Source organism: Anaerotignum propionicum (assembly GCF_024461735.1).
GTDB lineage: Bacteria > Bacillota > Clostridia > Lachnospirales > Anaerotignaceae > Chakrabartyella.
The window spans coordinates 1-18431 of record NZ_JANGAD010000017.1 but is presented as its reverse complement, the minus strand read 5'-3'; the positions used below and the strand labels follow the sequence as shown (position 1 = coordinate 18431).

Here is an 18431-nt window from a genome sequence, read left to right as displayed (position 1 = left end):
AAAGCCCCTTCTAGGGGCAGAGCAAACCACCAGCTGAGCTGGTGGTGATGATTATGTTAGCTTAGAAATACTTTCAAAGAATTATTTATGGATCAATTAGAAGGCGCTATGAGCAATTTTTCTTGAAATATGTCGGAAAAAATGGTAAAATACTATGATGAAATTTATGGAGGAGGATTCCTAATGTCAGGACATTCTAAGTTTGCGAATATTAAACACAAAAAGGAAAAAAACGACGCAGCAAAAGGGAAAGTTTTTACCATGTTAGGTAGAGAAATTCAAGTGGCGGTAAAGTCAGGTGGACCCGATCCATTGAGCAATGGCAAACTGCGAGATATTATTGCCAAATGTAAATCTAATAATATGCCCAATGATACCATTGACAGAAGTATTAAAAAAGCAGCGGGAAATGAAGAGGGCGTTGAATACGAAACAATTAGATATGAAGGCTATGGGCCAGCGGGGGTTGCGGTTATTGTTGAGGCCCTTACTGATAATAGAAATCGTGCTGCCGCAAATGTTAGAAATGCATTTACAAAAGGCGGCGGAAATATGGGCACATCAGGCTGCGTTTCCTTTATGTTTGATGAAAAAGGCTTAATTGTTATTGATAAAGAAGAAGTTGAGATTGATGAGGAAGAACTGATGATGCTGGCTTTGGATGCGGGGGCAGAGGATTTTGCCGCAGAAGAAGATAGTTTTGAGGTAGTGACTGCACCTGATGATTTTTCGGCTGTTAGAGAGGCGTTGGAATCGGCGGGAATACCCATGGCATCTGCTGAGGTTACCATGATTCCCCAGACATATACAGAACTGAAGTCAGATGACGAGATAAAGAAAATGCGGAAGCTTTTGGATTTATTGGATGAAGATGATGATGTTCAAAATACTTATCATAATTGGGATGAATAAATAGACCTGGAATTTCATAGACCTTACTTTATTATTGACGGGATACAAATAACCTTTAATTACAATGCTTTTACATTTTGGTGTAAATAAACGTGGTTGGAGGTTATTTTTTAGTTTGGTAATATTCCATAGGGAAAATTTTTTTACGAAAATCCATGAGAACAAGGTAAGAAGATAATACGCTTTGGTTAATTGAAGTCTATTTTACATTATGAAAGAATATAAAAATACTATTGCTTTTGTTTTGTGTAAACAGAATTATAAGATATAATTCAATTATATTAAAAATTATGTAAAAATAGATTACAAAATATTGGAAAATGTGATATTATGGAAGAAACAAAAAATATTGAAAGGACAATGCAAATATGAAAGAGCTTTTAGCAGGTTACGAAACGCTCAGTGCGCTGGAAAAAATATATACAGCAACTCTAGTTATTGGTATTATTGTACCAATTTTGGATCTGATAATGGGTGTTCTATCCATTGGTCTTCATTTGGGTGCAGATATTGATTTCGACTTGGATGCGGATATGAATTTTGCCAGCACATGGTTACCGCTTAGCTCATTAGCTATTTTATCATTTCTTGTTTTATTTGGCGGAGGGGGTCTTATATCTTTATTTTTTGTAAGTGAGAAGATTAGCCTGCTTATTGCCATTGCAGCTGGATATTTTTTTGCTGTAATAATGAACAAATTCGTTATTATGCCGCTTAAAAAAAATCGTGTGTCCTCTCCAAAAACCAAAGAGATAATAGGAAGGTCGGCTAGAGTCAGCAGCTCTATTATTGAATCAGGATTTGGAGAAATTGTGGTTATTGTAGATAGGATAACTCTAAATTATACAGCAGCTTCAAAGGATAACGAAGCCATAGACTATGGTGAAATCGTTGAAATTTTGGAATTGAAAGAGAATGGCGTTGCAATTGTCTGCAAAGAAAAGAAGGAGGAAATTTGATGTTTGATTCATTGCTCATTACCGTAGGAGTGGTCGTTTTAGGTATTATTTTGATTACAGTAGTTATTTTAACTGCATGGAAAAAGGTTCCCGCTGATAAGGCGGCAGTTGTGACTGGTCTTGGAAAGAAGAAAGTGGTTACTGCGGGTGGTGTTATTGTCATTCCCGTACTCCAAAGAATAGACTATATTTCGTTGCAAAACGTTCGTTTTCCAATTGCTATGCAAGACGCTATGACCAGGCACGGCGTTCCCATTAATACAGAAGGTATTGTTGTAATTAAAGTGCAAAATACCGAGGAAGCCATTTTAATGGCAATGGAGCAGTTTAATGATGTGACTTCTGCAGTAACAAAAGAAAAGATTATTGATACGGCAAAGGATGTTTCCGAAGGCAAGCTTAGAGAGATTATAGCGACCCTTACAGTAGAAGAAATTTATAGTGAAAGAGATAAATTTGCATCAAAAGTTCAGGAAGTAGCGGCTGAACAATTAAATGCATTAGGTCTGGAATTAAAGTCTTTTTCTATAAAAGAGATTTCAGATAGAAATGGTTATTTAGAAGCATTAGGTAAACCTCAGATTGCGGGAATAAAAAGAGATGCCCAGATAGCAGAGGCAGATGCTTTAAGAGAAACACAGATAAAAACCTCTGAGGCCAAGAGACTTGGTGCAGCTGCCCAGCTGGAAGCAAATGCTAAGATTGCAGAAGCCCAGAAAGAAGCTGACGTTAAGGTTTTAGAATATGAACAGCAGAGACAGCTGGCTAAGGCTAAAACGGATGCGTCCTATGAAATCCAGCAAAATATCACCAATATGGAAGTTATTAATACAGAAATGGATGCGGCTGTCTTAAAAGAAGAAAGACAGAAATCCGTAAAAGAAGCGGAAATTCAAGTAGAGATTGCTGCTGCAATTAAGAACACCGAACTTGCAGAAAGAAAAGCAGAGCGTAAACAGAAGGAATTACTGGAAACGGTTGTAAACCCTGCCGCTGCGGAAAAGCAAAAAGCAGAGTTACAAGCAGAAGCAGATAAGATTAAGACTGTAAAGGCTGCAGAGGCCGATGCAGAGGCAAAGAAATTAAATGCGGAAGCAGAGGCTGCTATGATTCAAAAAACAGGTGAAGCCACTGCTCAGGCAATTAAGCTAAAAGGTCTTGCTGAAGCAGAGGCCATGGAAAAGAAGGCGGAGGCATACGCTAAATATGGTAACGCCGCTATTATTGACATAGTTATCGATAAACTTCCTGAAATCGCCAGAGCGATTGCAGAACCAATGAGCAGAATTGATAAAATTACAATCATTGGTGGCGGAGATGGTTCTGGAGGTAGTGCAACTGATGTGACGAAAATGGCTTTGGGAAGCTTAACCGCTGTTACGGAAGGAATGAAGGATGTTTTAGGTTTTGACATGACAGAGGTTATGAAAGCGAATACATATGCGGGTAAGACAGATAAGAATATTAACATTAATCTTGACAATTTAACAGATAAAGAAAAGGCAGTAGCTATTGCGGGAACAGCGTCGGTGTTGAAAGACACTATTTTAGACGGTGAAACGCTTACAGAAGTAATTATTGAAGACCCAGATGCAACAAATTATTGATTCGGCGGACCCGATAAAACGGGGTTGTGATTGGAAACGAATTGAAGAATGCCTAGATATATAAGTCAATGCAATATTTTTCTGCGATGGCCTTAAAAATAATAATAGGGTTATGAATAGGCGTATGATATACGCAGTTATAAACCTCTAAACGGGTAATATGAAATCGCAAGTTTAGAGGTTTTATTTTAATTAGAGATTATTTTGAAATCTTTTAGCTATGGAATGAAGTGCAAAAAAATTGCAAAAGCAAGTTAGGGCAGAGTCAAAAATTTAAATGACCCTGCCCTTAGATAACAACTAAGTTTAATAAAACTTGATGTTTTACTGATTTGCCAGTAGTAAAATAGACATTAACCCCGAGAATAATACTGCTAGGATACTTCCGAAAATAGAAATGGCGGCATCTATTCTTTGCTTATCTTTTACCAATTTCAGTAAAAATGCATAAGAAAAAATTCCAATAATTCCACCAGATACATTGGTTATTAAATCTGTAATATCAGTAACTCCAATAGATAGAATATACTGCATAGTCTCAAAAGCAAAACTAGTTCCGAAAATAATGAGGATTTTACTTCGTAAATTCATTTTTGGTGCCAGCATGGAAAGTAAAATTCCAAACGGAATAAAAATCAGAACATTGTCTCTAATCTCCTTTATTTGAAATAGTTCGCTAACAGCATTTGTATAATGAAAAGGTATTAGATTGACAAATCTGATAGGATCTATATCGTTTAAAGAAAATTGCAGCTTAAATAGTATAATCCATACTAAAAATAATAAATAAATAATGAAAAGCAATGACCCAAGAGTTTTAACTCTTCTTTTTTTGTCCATTGAATTGGTTTTCCTTTCTGCATAATAATAATTAAGTAACTGTCTTACCATTTGCCACCCCGAAATCAATGTTTTAATGATTATTTTGTTGTTTAGGTAATTCAGTTTCTTTTATTATATCAAAGTAAATAATTATATTGTTTCAGATTTTCCTAAGATTTTTATAATCTTGCAGTTCAATAGAATATAAAGCTGTAATGTAACCTAGAATAAGACTCATCTATTCTTTGTATGATTGAGTGAGGTCAATAAATTTGCCTTCAAATTTTCTGCTCTATCCGGTTTTTAATTTTAGAGAAAGGCAGAACCTCAAAAACGCGGCTCTGCCTTTTTACAACTTTAAAATTATATTTTCTATTCTCACAAGTTACACTGTTGACCTTAGCAAATAGAATTTTCCTCATCTATTGATAAGATATTTGAATGTACGCCTCTTAATTGTGGTGTAATGGATTGATCTACATGCATATGGCCAAAATACCACTTCTTAAACCTTGGTGATTCTGAAATGAAATGATACCACTCCTGAAGGTGTGTGGGCAAATGGTAATCCCCATCAACTTGTTTTAAACGTGAAATGCATTCTCTTGCAAATAATGGCGTTTCGTGGGTAATAACATAATCAATTTGACAATGGTTTTCAACCAGCTGTTTTTTCCCGTATTCGATCTCCTCAGGGGTGGGTTCTTCTTCTTTCCACCAGCTTATGCCTTCCTCCCGTCTATCTTTATCAATAGAGCGAGCGCCGCCAAAGGTGAAAAAATTGTTACCATAAATAGAGTAGATTTCACCACGCATTAAATGGAATACCCGTTCTCCTACACGATGGGCTTTTCCTCCATTCCATTGGCAAATCTCCAGACTATTTAGCAAAGCATGATTTTCGTGATTTCCATCAATAAAAGCAATTGTGCCTGGGAAGATTTGCTGCAGTGTTTCAATTCCATAAGAAAAATCTTCATTCCAAACATAGCCTGCATCACCGGCAATGATTAAAATATCACTATTATTTAATGCTACTTTTTCAGCAAGGGTAAACAAAGGAAGAAAAGTTCCATGTTTATCTCCTGTAATTAAAATTCTACCTGACATAAACTCCCCCCCAAAAAATATTTAATGATTTTTATAGTAATAGATTCCGTTATTTTCCTCACGGGCAATTTTTCCTGTGAAAAATAGGTATTGTAAATGAGAAATGGCTTCACCTGTTGCAAACCATTTTTGAGGAGCGGGAAAATCATCCCAGTCTTTACAGTCTATTTCCCAGGTCATATCTCCAGCAACCATGTAGCTTGTTTTCCACTGGTTACCTAAAACTTGCAACACTTCTTCCAATCGTTCTTCGTGATGTCTTTGTAATTCCTTAATTCGCCCATACATATCTGCTATTGGTGTTCCGTGAGCAGTGAGCAATAATTGAACATCTAATTTTTCTATTTTTGCAAGGCTTTCCAAATAGTCTTTTAATGGATTTTCTACACCTAATTCTATACAAATATTTGGCGTGATCGTGCCCAAGATATGATCGCCACAAAATAGAATTTTCTTCTTTGCATCATATAAACAGGCATGTCCCGGTGTATGGCCGGGTGTCAAAATGACCTCAAACTCATACTCTCCGTAATTTAATACATCACCCTCAGAAACATATGTAAAATCTACTCTTTCGTCATGACAATATTTTCTGCCAGGATGAATATCCGTGTTTCTACCAAATGCTGCTTTGGGAAAGCCATATTTTATAAATAAATCGTCTAACATTCGCCAATAAAGATTTCCTACTTCAAAATTTATGAGTTCGCCATCTGTTTCGCTGGCATAAATGGTGCTAGATTTTGTGGAAAATTTGGGTACAAGACCACAATGATCTGAATGTAAATGGGTGATAAATAGATCAGTATTGACGATTCCAAGCTCTTCGAAGGCGCTCTTTAAAGCCTCCTCACATTCGGGTCTGTTAAAACCTGTATCAATCAAAAGATTTTTGCTTCCCGTTATAATATAGGCGTTGATTTCTCGCAGGGGGTTATTGGGTAACGGTACTACTTTTTTATAAATATGTTCAGTTACTTTTTTCAGCATAGAACTCCCTCCTAAACTCAAACATTTTTTGTAGAAAGATATGCTTTTCATTATATCATACCAATTACCTTCTGCATAGCACTGGTGTCTAATACCATAATGTAATGTGAAGCAGTAAATTGCAACTGTCTAAGTGCAGAAAAGAATATATCTGAATGCTTTATGAATAAAGCTATTTTTAGTTATTGATACACCTTCAAACTGAGTTTTTTATCACTCAGTTTGAAGGTATCTATATAACTAATTTTCGACGTTCAAACTATCTCGCATCTTGCACCAATAATGCTTGGAGGGCAGGTGTATCACCCACTAAACCGATTGCATAAACAGAATAAAATTTATTTGCTTCCGGTTTCACGTTAGGGACTGTAAGAACAACATTGTCAGTTCCGGCAACACGAACTTGCAGTGTGTAATTCATTGGTGCAACATCAATATAATTTGTAAGGTGTGCAAATGGAACATTGTTAAAAAGAATTGTTCCATCTGGCAATGTAATGTCTACGGCAGGGGCATTTGGGGAAAGATGGATGAAGCGTATCATAGCTTTGTCCGGCTTTTTCGTTTCATTGGCATCAAGGATGCTGCAAAGCTCTATATCATCAGGATTTCCAAGTGCGGCTACAGTCATCACGGAATCGTTATTAACAGTCAGCATATCGGATAAGATGGGAGAATCTTTTTTTCCCGCAGGGTATAGGCTTATCTTGTATTTCCCTTCGGGTATAGACAAATAGTCTGTATAATTACCATAAGCAAGATTACTAACAATTTTCTTATCGTTTGCATATACGTCAACGTTAGGCGCACCGGGTACAGTGTGAATGACACGTACGTAGCCCATTGGCATTTGTGGCATTTGTCTTTGGTTATATTTATTGTTGGCATACATATTTCATCGCTCCTAAATAGCAGTATGGTATAAAATATGTTTGAAGATTTGTCTCTGTGAGAACCATTGAGAGTTTTTGAATATAGGAAATCAGCGAAACACTTTTTATTATTTGAAAAAAATATCAAATAGTTATATAGTAAAAAAACAAGATAAAATTAAAACCAAATTGCAAAGAAGATTATGTTATACATAGAAAAAACGCATTAACACAAAAATAGGCTGCAAAATCCGATACAAATGAATTGTTTCGTTGTAATTTTAATTTGTCTAAGAATAAATAAAGAAATGGAGGGGAAAGAATGAAAAGAATTTTTTTGGTGGAGGACGACACAGCAATCGCAAAAAATCTTATACTTTTACTACAATCTGAGGGATTCAAAGTCACTCATGCACCTACACGCAAAGAAGCCCTTGCGGCAATCTTAGAGAGCACATTTGACTTGGCATTGATAGATATTTCTTTGCCTGACGGAAATGGTTTTTCGATTTATACTGAAATTAAGGATAAAGGGGATATACCTATTATTTTCTTAACTGCTTCAGGTGATGAGGCAAGTGTCGTTACAGGGCTAAACATGGGTGCGGCAGACTATATCACTAAGCCTTTTCGTCCCCGTGAACTCATTGCAAGAATCAAAAGAGCTTTGCGCAAAGATGAGCGCAGTGGGTGGGATTTTGAAATTCAAGGGCTCCGTGTGGACACAGCAAGGGGTATTGTGACGAAAAACGGTTCGGAAGTTTTTCTTTCAGCCTTAGAATATCGCCTGTTTTTATTGTTCGTAAGCAATCCAAAAAGCATTATCACAAGGAGCAGGCTTCTTGACGAATTATGGGATGCAGCGGGGGAATTTGTTACCGACAATACTTTGACTGTATATATCAAACGCTTACGGGAGAAGATAGAGAACGACCCAGCAAGCCCCAAAATTATTTTGACTGTTCGTGGGACAGGGTATAGATTGGGGGATGAGAATGCTTCGAAATAGAGAGTTTCGACAGTTTACCGTTTTCTATTTTTTGATTTCTATCGTTGCTGTAATAGCAGGCTTTGTTATGAATAAAGAGGCAGGAATTCTTGCCATTATTTTTTCTGTTGCCTTTGGTGCAGTTTTTTTCACTTTTACCAAAATCAGATACAAAAAAATTGCTGAAATTTCCCATCAAATCGATCTCGTGCTACATAATGCTGAGCAATTATATATTAGTGAATCAGATGAGGGTGAGTTGTCCATTTTGCACAGTGAGATAACAAAAATGACCTCTCGTATTCGAGAGCAGAACGAAGGGTTGAGAAAAGAAAAGGAGCATCTAGCTGAATCATTGGCTGATATATCCCACCAACTACGCACGCCCCTCACATCTGTGAATCTGATATTGTCTTTGCTAGCCAATAATCCTGATGAACTTCAGAGAAAAGCATTTCTGCGAGAAGCGGAGGAATTGCTTGTAAGGATGGATTGGTTGATTACTTCACTATTAAAGATATCCCGATTGGATGCAGGCATTGTTGTATTTCAAAGGGAACAGATAGAGATAAACAATCTCCTTTGTGATGCAACTCGCCCCTTTTTAATTTCTATGGAGTTGCATAATATCGACTTGCAGATTGATGTGCCAACGGGTATTCTGTTTCAGGGGGACGCAGGTTGGCTTTCAGAAGCAATCCAAAATATTCTCAAAAATTGTATGGAAAGCACAGGCGATAATGGGGAGATTGAAATAATCTGCACGGATACCCCATTGTTTACACAGATTATGATTCACGACAGTGGAAAAGGCTTTGAAAAGGAAGATTTACCGTGTCTATTTGACAGATTTTATCGAGGTAAAATTACAAACGCAACAGGCTATGGTATTGGATTGGCTCTTTGCAAAATGATTATTACACGTCAAGGTGGAACAATTACAGCGAAAAACCACCCTCAGGGTGGAGCGGCATTTATCCTGCGTTTCCCAAAGTGACGAATCTGTCACTCAAAAGTCACGTAAATGTAAGTTGAAGGTTCTATTATATGGGTAAACCATGAGAAAGGAGACTCACATAATGGAGTTTTTGAAAATTGAAAATTTATCTAAGATCTATGGGAAGGGAGAAAATAAAGTTGCTGCCCTTGACAATGTTTCACTTACCATTGAAAAAGGAGAGTTTACAGCAATTATTGGTTCCTCAGGTTCTGGTAAATCTACACTGCTTCACAGTATCGGTGGTGTGGATGTTCCAACAGGAGGAAAGGTATATTTGGAGGGGCAGGATATATATGATCAAAGCAGTGAAAAACTTGCCATTTTCCGTAGGCGGCAGGTAGGATTGATTTACCAGTTTCATAACCTCATACCTACTTTAAATGTGGTTGAAAACATTACATTGCCCATCCTAATGGATAAGCGAATGGTCAATAAAGAGCGGCTGAATGAATTGCTGGAAATGCTGGGCTTGCAAGAGCGTAAAAAACATCTGCCCAATCAACTCTCGGGGGGGCAGCAACAGCGGGTTTCCATAGGACGGGCTTTGATGAATGCTCCGGCGGTCATGCTTGCTGACGAACCAACGGGTAGTTTAGACAGTCGAAATGGCCATGAAATCATTAAACTTCTGAAAGAAAGCAATCAAAAATATGGGCAGACGTTGATTCTTGTTACCCATGACGAAAATATTGCCTTGCAAGCAGACCGTATCATCGGCATAGCCGACGGCAAAGTAGCTAGAGATGAGAGGGTGCGGTCATGAATATCTTTCATAAAATTACTCTAGAAAGCTTGAAGAAAAGCCGTACCCGAACACTAGTTACCATTGTTGGGGTTATGCTGTCAGCGGCAATGATTACATCAGTGGCCACCTTTGCTGTATCTCTGCAAAACTATATGATAAACGGCGCCGCTGTCAAATATGGAAATTGGCATGTTGCAATACCCAATGGGGAATCCTCTTTTTTGTCTGAACAACGGGAGGATAGCCGTGTAGAAAGCGTTGTTGGACTACAAAACATTGGGTATGCCCCTCTGGAAGATGGACTAAACCCTGATAAGCCTTATCTTTTTGTGACAGGATGGAACAAGGAGGCTTTAAAAGAATTGCCCATAAAATTGATTTCAGGCAGATTACCGGAGAATAGCGGTGAGGTGCTGATACCTGCCCATATTGCAGCAAACGGCGGTGTGAATATTATGGTGGGGGACACAATTAATCTCGCCATAGGTGAACGTATAAAGGGAGACCGAAAACTTAGCCAGCACGACGCTTATTGTGCAGGAGAGGAAGCCCTCGTATCTAAAACAGAGAAGACTTATAAAGTTGTGGGCATCTGCCAGCGGCCGGCGATAGAGGAATATTCTGCTCCCGGCTATACAATGATCACTACGGAGGATACAGTCCCATCAGAAAGCTATACTGTATTTATTACTCTGAAAAATCCATATCAGGTGCATTCTTATGTAGATAGTATTTCCGATTATTACAGCCATGTTTTAAACGATGATGTGTTGCGCTTTATGGGACTCTCGGGAGAGAAGATGATAACAATTCTTCTGTATTCCATTGTGGCCATTTTGGTTGCTTTGGTTATGTTGGGATCGGTATTCTTAATTTATAATTCATTTAATATCTCATTGAATGAGCGGATGCACCAGTTTGGGATTCTTATGTCAGTAGGTGCTACGGAAAAACAGTTACGCAATTCTGTGCTGTTTGAGGGACTTTGCGTGGGGGCAGTGGGTATTCCCTTGGGAATTTTGGTTGGAATACCAAGCATTCGCCTTGTGCTCGCTCTGGTAGAAAAGAACTTTGCAAATGCAATGTATGATACCGTGCCCTTGGCTTTGGTGTTATCCATTCCTGTTCTGATTGGTGCGGCAGTAATCAGTCTGATAACTATTTTGATTTCAGCCTATATTCCAGCGAAGAAGGCCGCTAGAACGCCGGTGATGGAATGCATACGCCAGACAAATGAAGTAAAGGTGGATGAGAAAGCCATAAAAATCTCAAGGTTTGCAAGACGCTTCTATGGTTTGGAAGAAATACTGGCATTAAAAAATTTCAAAAGAAACAAACGTCGTTATCGTAGTATTATACTATCTCTTACTTTAAGCGTAGTGCTATTTGTAACTGCAAATTCTTTTGGAACCTATTTAAAGCAGATTGGAGAGGGTTCCGCCATGGTTAGCGAGGACTATGATATCTGTTTTTACACAAGAGATATGGCGCAAAGTGATATGCTTCAACTTTATGATGAGATGAAAACTGCCGAAGGCGTTACTGGAAGCGCATATCAGGCACTTTCGACTTATTCATGTGTGCTCAATGTAAGTGACTTGCCCCAAAATTTTTTGAATGAATTCGGTGAACTTATTGGTTATGATGGTAAAAGTGAAACAGTAGAAGTAAAGTTAGATGTTCAGTTCGTAGAGAACGGAGTTTATCAAAATCTACTGAAGGGGCTTGGGCTATCCCAGACAGAATTCACTGGTCAGGACCAAAATATGATTATGACGGGAATTCTTCCCCTACATTGGTATACCCAGCAACAGCCTATGGAGTTTATGTTGCCTTCCAAAGATGGGGAACAGGTAAAAAAACTCAGCGCTACCTTTGTAAAAGACTACCCTGATTTACTGCCGTCGGATCCAGGTGATTGGTCGGGATATACACTGATGATTATTGCACCTTATGAAGTGAAACCGCAATTTGATGCCCTAGATAATACTGTAAAGCCCACAAAATTGGGTATGACCTTTCAATCTGAAAATCCCGGTAGATCTACAGCTGAAATGAAAACAATAATTGAAGGTGCAAATATTACACCCTATTATAATTTGTACAATTTGTATGAGATATTGGAGCAAAATCGTAATTTATCCTTTGTAGGGAATCTGTTCTCCGCTGTATTTATTGCAATGATTACAGTGATAGGTATAGCCAATGTTTTTAACACAATATCCACTAATGTTAAGCTGCGTAGGCGGGAGCTTGCTATGCTGCGTTCTGTGGGAATGTCAGATAAGGATTTCAATCAAATGATGTGCTTTGAATGTGTTCTTTACGGAGGACGGACAATGCTTTGGGGGTTGCCCCTCTCAGGAGTCCTTTCTTATCTCATTTATAAAGGTATGGAGCTTGGTGGTGGGAACATTACTTTTGTATTCCCTTGGAAGAGCATGACAATCAGTGTGTTTGGTGTACTGCTTATTGTATTTGTCACCATGGTCTATGCAATAAACAAGATAAGAAAAGAAAATATTATTGATGCCCTTCGAGATGATATGACTTAATGTAAGAAACCTTATCAATTTAAGTTTTGATGCCTTATTATTTTTAAAGATGATTTACTTTTTGTTATAAGCATAAAGAGCTCCTAGATTTTAGAGTAGGAGCTTTTTAATAAAATTAATTGATTTTCTGAATTGCTGCTAATCCTTTCAAGAATTTGATTTCAGGGTTTTATTGCTTTTTCTTGACAAAACCACACTTTACATAGTTTAATGATTGTACAAGTGATGGATAATGAAGAGAAAGGAAGTGCGTAAATGGATAATTTTTTAGGACGGACTTGGGGTAGTTTATCATTAGATGAAAAGAAACATTTTATGAGTAATTTTGATTTAATTGATGTCAACACAGGACAATTCCCCCGTGAAAATGGTGATTGTATTGTTAAATTTTTCAATGGACTTGCTGTTCGTGGTACCTTTATGGTTGGCAATGATGAGGGTGCTTTTGATATTGAGAATGATGCAGTTATTTATGATTCCACTAATTAAGAGGTTCTGCCTATAAATTGCTTTACGTTGCATTATACTTAAATTCAAAGTTATGATATGATAAAAGAGCTAAGTATTTTGGCTCTTTTTTTGTGAATAGGAAAAGATGTAAGAAAATGAAATAATAGGTTTAATGAAAGGAGCGTTTATTCATGGAAAATCAGGAGAGGGAACATAAGCGACGTGTCAGATATAAGGGTGCTCATCCCCGCAACTATAATGAAAAGTACAAGGAATTACAGCCGGAAAAATATGGTGCTACCATTGAAAAAGTTATTCAAAAAGGTAACACACCTGCTGGTATGCACATCCCCATTTGTGTGAACGAAATCTTGGCTTTTTTAAATATTTTACCAGGGCAGACCGGTTTGGATGCAACCTTGGGTTATGGTGGACACACTCAAGAAATGTTAAAACGATTGGAAGGAAAGGGGCATTTGTATGCCCTTGACGCAGACCCCATCGAAATTTCAAAAACAACAGAGAGACTAGGGCATTTGGGGTATGGCCCAGACATATTAACCACCATCAATCTAAATTTTGCCAATATGGATGAAGTTGCCGCAGAGGCAGGTTTGTTTGATTTTATATTAGCAGATTTAGGAGTATCCTCTATGCAAATAGATAATCCGGACAGAGGTTTTTCCTTTAAAAAAGAGGGGCCATTGGATTTAAGGCTGAATCCTGAAAGAGGTATTTCTGCGGCTGAACGGTTAAGAACCATTACCCAGGGAGAATTAGAAGGTATGCTTTTTGAAAATTCAGATGAGCCCTATGCCAACATAATATCCAAAGCCATTGTTTCACAAATTGAGAAGGGTGAAGATATTTCCACCACCACAAAATTACAACAGGTGATAGGAGATGCTCTGCATTTTTTGCCTGGGGATGAAAGAAAAGAAGGCATTAAGAAATCATGCCAAAGAACATTCCAAGCATTAAGAATTGATGTAAATAATGAATTTGAAGTGCTATTTGAGTTTTTAGAAAAACTGCCAACTGTTCTTGCTAAGGGCGGGCGTGTTGCCATATTAACCTTCCATTCGGGTGAGGATAGAATGGTGAAAAAGTCTTTCAAAAGATTGTTGCAAGCTGGTGTCTATAGTGAAGTATCTACAGAGGTTATTAGACCCACTATGGAGGAATGCAATAGGAATAGTCGTGCCCGTTCAGCAAAAATGAGATGGGCAATCAAAGCTTGATGAATTCTATTATGAAAAATGGGAATGTATCGTAGTCATGTGTTAAACCACCTACGCATAAAAAGGTAGGTTTAGGCTGTATGAACAATTGTGAGTGACTACCTAAAAGGATGGCAAAGTACAAGTGTCCAGCAGTGTTAAAACAAAGAGAGCATACGCATCTGCATAACAGATGGTATGCTCTCTTTTTATATATCCAATCCTTATATTAGTAAAACGTATCATAATGGGGAGGGACAACAATATCTTCAAAGTATTTCTCCAAAAAGCTGCGAAACAAGCATGCTGAGCGAGATAAATAGCGATCTTTATTCCAAGATAGATAAATATTGCGGCCTAGGCTGACTTCATTAAATGGAATTAGTTTTATTTGCATTGCCGAAGCATTTCCCCATGTGATGGCAGGCATTATGGAAATTCCAAAGTTTGATGATATTAATTCACGAAGCAAAGAGGGATTCTCGGCTTCCATTACAATATTTGGCCTAAAATCATGTTTCTGGAAAAAAGGATCAATGACTTTTCGTAAATTACTTTCGGGTTTTAGCATGATAAATCTTTCATTTTGTAAATCTTTTAATGTTACCGATTTTTTGAATACAAGAGGATGCCCAAGGGGTAAAGCCAAACAAATATCCTCACGAAGAAGCTGTATACAATTTGAAGAATTCAACCCGTCACTTTGTGAAAATAGTTTTAAGTCCTCATTCCCACTAAGAGAATCACTTTGATTTATGTAAAGACGTATATCTGGATAAAGCCTACGAAATTCCTGCAAAATATTTGGTAACATTTTTGAGCAAGACATGACCAGAAGGGACACAGAACCTTCTGCTTTTTGATTTTGATCAAAAATTTCTTTCTTGCAGTCTTCCATGAGATTGTCAAATTTCTGTACATATTCCAAAAAAATCTTTCCGTTTTCGTTTAAATAGATATGTTTTCCACGCCTTGTGAACAGCTGGAAGCCAAGTTCTGCCTCTAAACTGCGAATTTGTTTGCTTATCGTTGGTTGAGGAATATATAATTCTTCAGACGCTTTTGTAACACTTTCATACTTAGCTGTGATTTTAAAGCAGTGCAACTTCATTGTATCCAATTAATACACCTCTCTTATTCCAAATTAGAATAGATATATGAAATTTATATCATTGACAGATTAAAAAGTCAAGTAGTAAGATGAATATACAAAATTAATTGCTTATAATCTAATTATATTATATATAATGCACAAAAACATGTTTTTTATAATGGTGAATAAAACACGTTATTTTTACTAATTTGGAGCATAAATCATTTTTAGTGTAAGCATTAAGTTTTGTTGTTACCGGTATTCATTATATTAATAAGAAATGGGGAATGAATTATGGAAAACTTTTTAACTGAAATTAGTGCCTATATTGACAAGCATCGTGATGAGATTATTGCTGATTGGCGTGATATTGTGAATATGGAAAGCTTTTACGGAGAACCAGATGGGGTAAACCGCTGTGGGCAGCGTATCAGGCAAGAATTTGAAAAAATAGGTTTTGTTTGCCGTAATATCCCCGTGGGCGAGGGACATGGGGATGTTCTGGTTGGGATTATGGGGGAGGATCGTGAGGGTGCTCCCATTTTATTTAGTGGGCATATGGATACCGTATTTCCCAAAGGAAAACTTGGTGAAAATCCTTTTCATATTGAAGGAGAGAAAGCTTATGGCCCAGGCGTGTTAGATATGAAGGGAGGAATTATTATTGCCCTTTACACCGTAAAGGCCCTAAATCATATAGGATATGAAAAACGACCCATTAAGATATTATTTGCAGGAGATGAGGAATGTCTGCATTATGGTTCAAGTACTGCAGAAGTTTTAATGGAAGAGGGGCGAGGTGCGGCTTGCGCATTTAATATGGAAACGGGACTGCTAAATGACAATCTTTGCGTTTCACGCAAGGGTAAGACTGAAATTCAAATTAGTGTTGAGGGTGTTGAAGCCCACGCCGGAAATGATTTTGTTTCCGGCCGTAATGCAATTGTTGAGATGGCGAAGAAGATTGGCGATTTGGCTGATTTGACAAATTTGGAAGTTGGCACTACGGTCAGTGTGGGTGTGATAAATGGGGGAACCATGTCTGGGGCTGTTCCGAAAAACTGTGAGATTGCTGTAGATATGCGTTCAACAAAGGTCTCGGAGATGGATAAGCTAAAAAAACAGGTGGAGGAGATTTGTGCCAAGACCTATATAGATGGAACCAGCACTACATTTAAGTATACAAATGAAATGCTTCCTTTTGAGCGCAATGAGATGGGCATGGAGTTTTTCAACAAAGTACGGGAAATTGCCCTTGCCAATGGCCTTGGAGACCATCAATGCCAAGACTTGGGAGGAAGTTCTGATGCGGCATATCTTACCATTGCTGGAGTACCTACACTTTGTTCCTGTGGTGTTAGAGGACAATGGAATCATACAGTTCGTGAATATGCATTGGTAGAAAGTATGTTTGAGCGTCCAAAGCTATGGGCATGTGTAATTTCTCAGTTATTTTAAGGAATCTTCAAACTGGGAAATACGGGAAAAATTGGAGGGTCAGGACCGAAAATGTGATTTATCCTACTTCACTACAAAATAATGAGGCAAATGATGAATTGGATGGTGGTACCAAGTGGGAAATGTTATTGAAGCACAAAAACCTTATGATAAACAATGTAATAAATCGTATGTCTTTTAAGTCATATTGGTGGATGGGATTTCTTATGGTAACCAATTCACTGAAATAATGTAAGAGTAGCAAGAAATTGATTATCAATTTCTTGCTACTCTTTTATGTTTTCCGATTTAAAAGCCAGCACTTTTCGTGAGAAACAAAAAATGTTGTATTGAGTTGTTTATATATAGATGACAGTACCCCAAACGCTGCCCATGTTATCACACTTTTGTCCTCGTTACATAGTATAAATTGAGAACAAGCGTAAGGAGGTTTTTTATTTTTAAAGCTAAGGAAGGTGATAAGGAATATGAGAAGTATAGTGCCAATTTCGCTCACTAATTTTGATACTTTTAGTACGATCTATTTTGAGTTAGAGGATATTCCTCAATATCAAATGGTAGATTCGGCTTATCTTTTCTTGGAAGTAGATGGGGCTATGACGGGAGAGGGATTTCGCTGTTATCTAAATGAAGGATATAATTATGGGCCTGAGAATGACTCTTATGCAATTAGAAGCTATGGCTATCAGAATTACAGTGAAAACGAAATAATGATAGATGTTTCGGAGATTTATTATGCCTTGGCCTCAAGGATGAAAGAGAATAATGGGATAGTCCTTGAGTATGGTGATAATTATTTTTATTCTTGCCAGATGATTGTAGTTTATCGGCAAGAAATAATTGCGCCAAGTTGCAAAGGAAAGACTTTTTTTGAGAAGAAGATATCTGTTTCAAGTCGAGGAAATAGTGCAGTGTCTCCATTTTTTCTGACAGCAAATGCAAACACAGTTACATTTTGTGTTAGCAATTTGGGTGACTACCCAATTGTTGTCTCCATTGAAAATAGCCCTGATGCAAGAAATATTCTTCTAGATCCCCAGAGAATTGAGATTTTACCAAATGTAATGGGCGTAATCATTCCAACTTACTTTACAAAGTACGTTAGAATTCGCGTAACAAGCGTTTATAACGGCATTGTTACTGAAGTTTGGTATCAATCACAACAAAAGTAAAATGTAACCAAACCGGATTTGTCCACATAGTATGTACTGAACCGGTTTTCTATGTTAGATATCTAATTTTCTATAGTCTAAATCATACTATTATAAGGAGAGATTGCAAAGATGAATAACTTGATTTTTAATACCACTGCATCCGAATTAAAGGCCACAATGTATGGGTATAATCAAACCACACTTACCCTGCAACAGCTTCAATTAGATTCCACTGGTAACATGATTATTACTGGTAATATCACAGTTAATAACGCCGTGACAATTGCCAACACATCGTTAACAGTAGAAGGCAGTGTAACAGTAAGCAACGCTGTGACAATCGCCAACACATCGTTAACAGTGGAAGGCAGTGTAACAGTAAGTAATGCTGTGACAATTGCCAACACATCATTAACAGTAGAAGGCAGTGTAACAGTAAGTAATGCTGTGACCATCGCCAATGCAACACTAACAGTAGAAGGCAGTGTAACAGTAA

Annotated in this window: 17 protein-coding genes; 12 read left to right on the top strand and 5 right to left on the bottom strand. The window is 37.5% G+C overall.

Going from position 1 to position 18431, the window contains the following annotated elements; genetic code table 11:
- The first annotated feature begins 183 nt into the window (after positions 1 to 183).
- The 3 genes from NE558_RS14100 (at position 184) to NE558_RS14090 (ending at position 3478) form a co-directional block, all read left to right on the top strand.
- A complete protein-coding gene (locus NE558_RS14100; protein ID WP_256150816.1) occupies positions 184 to 912 on the top strand; it encodes a YebC/PmpR family DNA-binding transcriptional regulator in 729 nt (242 codons plus the stop codon).
- A 368-nt stretch (positions 913 to 1280) separates the two neighbouring features.
- Positions 1281 to 1871 carry a hypothetical protein gene (locus NE558_RS14095; RefSeq protein WP_256150815.1) on the top strand — a complete coding sequence of 197 codons (591 nt, stop codon included), beginning with the start codon at positions 1281 to 1283 and terminating at the stop codon, positions 1869 to 1871.
- Entirely contained in the window at positions 1871 to 3478 is a 1608-nt protein-coding gene (locus NE558_RS14090; RefSeq protein ID WP_256150814.1) for a flotillin family protein, read from the top strand. The genes NE558_RS14095 and NE558_RS14090 overlap by 1 nt, the downstream gene beginning before the upstream one ends.
- Before the next feature lie 324 nt (positions 3479 to 3802).
- Here the strand turns inward: NE558_RS14090 and NE558_RS14085 are convergent, their stop codons facing one another.
- From NE558_RS14085 to NE558_RS14070, 4 genes are all read right to left on the bottom strand, one after another.
- Positions 3803 to 4369: a VanZ family protein gene (locus NE558_RS14085; RefSeq protein ID WP_256150813.1), complete on the bottom strand. Its 567-nt coding sequence runs from the start codon at positions 4367 to 4369 to the stop codon at positions 3803 to 3805.
- A gap of 330 nt (positions 4370 to 4699) precedes the next feature.
- Complete coding sequence (locus NE558_RS14080) at positions 4700 to 5410, bottom strand: metallophosphoesterase (RefSeq protein ID WP_256150812.1); 711 nt, start codon at positions 5408 to 5410, stop codon at positions 4700 to 4702.
- Positions 5411 to 5431: 21 nt separating this feature from the next.
- Complete coding sequence (locus NE558_RS14075; RefSeq protein WP_256150810.1) at positions 5432 to 6400, bottom strand: MBL fold metallo-hydrolase; 969 nt, start codon at positions 6398 to 6400, stop codon at positions 5432 to 5434.
- A gap of 259 nt (positions 6401 to 6659) precedes the next feature.
- The gene (locus NE558_RS14070) at positions 6660 to 7292 is read right to left on the bottom strand and encodes a DUF4397 domain-containing protein (protein WP_256150809.1); all 633 of its coding nucleotides are present in this window, start codon (positions 7290 to 7292) and stop codon (positions 6660 to 6662) included.
- A gap of 302 nt (positions 7293 to 7594) precedes the next feature.
- Between NE558_RS14070 and NE558_RS14065 the strand changes: the two genes are divergently transcribed.
- The 6 genes from NE558_RS14065 to rsmH all read left to right on the top strand — a co-directional run bounded on the left by NE558_RS14065 (position 7595) and on the right by rsmH (position 14251).
- Positions 7595 to 8281: a response regulator transcription factor gene (locus NE558_RS14065; protein ID WP_256150808.1), complete on the top strand. Its 687-nt coding sequence runs from the start codon at positions 7595 to 7597 to the stop codon at positions 8279 to 8281.
- Entirely contained in the window at positions 8268 to 9257 is a 990-nt protein-coding gene (locus NE558_RS14060) for a sensor histidine kinase (RefSeq protein ID WP_256150807.1), read from the top strand. The genes NE558_RS14065 and NE558_RS14060 overlap by 14 nt, the downstream gene beginning before the upstream one ends.
- An 82-nt stretch (positions 9258 to 9339) precedes the next feature.
- Positions 9340 to 10023, top strand: coding sequence for an ABC transporter ATP-binding protein (locus NE558_RS14055; RefSeq protein ID WP_256150806.1), 684 nt, complete (start codon positions 9340 to 9342; stop codon positions 10021 to 10023).
- Positions 10020 to 12560, top strand: coding sequence for an ABC transporter permease (locus NE558_RS14050; RefSeq protein ID WP_256150804.1), 2541 nt, complete (start codon positions 10020 to 10022; stop codon positions 12558 to 12560). Before NE558_RS14055 ends, NE558_RS14050 begins: the two co-directional genes overlap by 4 nt.
- A 255-nt stretch (positions 12561 to 12815) precedes the next feature.
- A complete protein-coding gene (locus tag NE558_RS14045) occupies positions 12816 to 13049 on the top strand; it encodes a hypothetical protein (protein WP_256150802.1) in 234 nt (77 codons plus the stop codon).
- Between the two features lie 152 nt (positions 13050 to 13201).
- The gene (rsmH, locus tag NE558_RS14040) at positions 13202 to 14251 is read left to right on the top strand and encodes a 16S rRNA (cytosine(1402)-N(4))-methyltransferase RsmH (RefSeq protein ID WP_256150801.1); all 1050 of its coding nucleotides are present in this window, start codon (positions 13202 to 13204) and stop codon (positions 14249 to 14251) included.
- 208 nt (positions 14252 to 14459) lie between these two features.
- Here rsmH and NE558_RS14035 read toward each other — a convergent pair whose 3' ends face one another.
- Positions 14460 to 15341, bottom strand: a complete 882-nt coding sequence (locus NE558_RS14035; RefSeq protein ID WP_256150817.1) for a LysR family transcriptional regulator — start codon at positions 15339 to 15341, stop codon at positions 14460 to 14462.
- Between the two features lie 276 nt (positions 15342 to 15617).
- On the opposite strand from NE558_RS14035, the gene NE558_RS14030 reads away from it, so the two are divergent.
- From NE558_RS14030 to NE558_RS14020, 3 genes are all read left to right on the top strand, one after another.
- Complete coding sequence (locus tag NE558_RS14030; protein ID WP_256150800.1) at positions 15618 to 16781, top strand: M20 family metallopeptidase; 1164 nt, start codon at positions 15618 to 15620, stop codon at positions 16779 to 16781.
- 467 nt (positions 16782 to 17248) lie between these two features.
- A complete protein-coding gene (locus NE558_RS14025; RefSeq protein ID WP_256150798.1) occupies positions 17249 to 17953 on the top strand; it encodes a DUF6385 domain-containing protein in 705 nt (234 codons plus the stop codon).
- 111 nt (positions 17954 to 18064) lie between these two features.
- Positions 18065 to 18431 (top strand): polymer-forming cytoskeletal protein (locus tag NE558_RS14020; protein WP_256150797.1); only part of this gene is annotated, 367 nt, incomplete at its 3' end.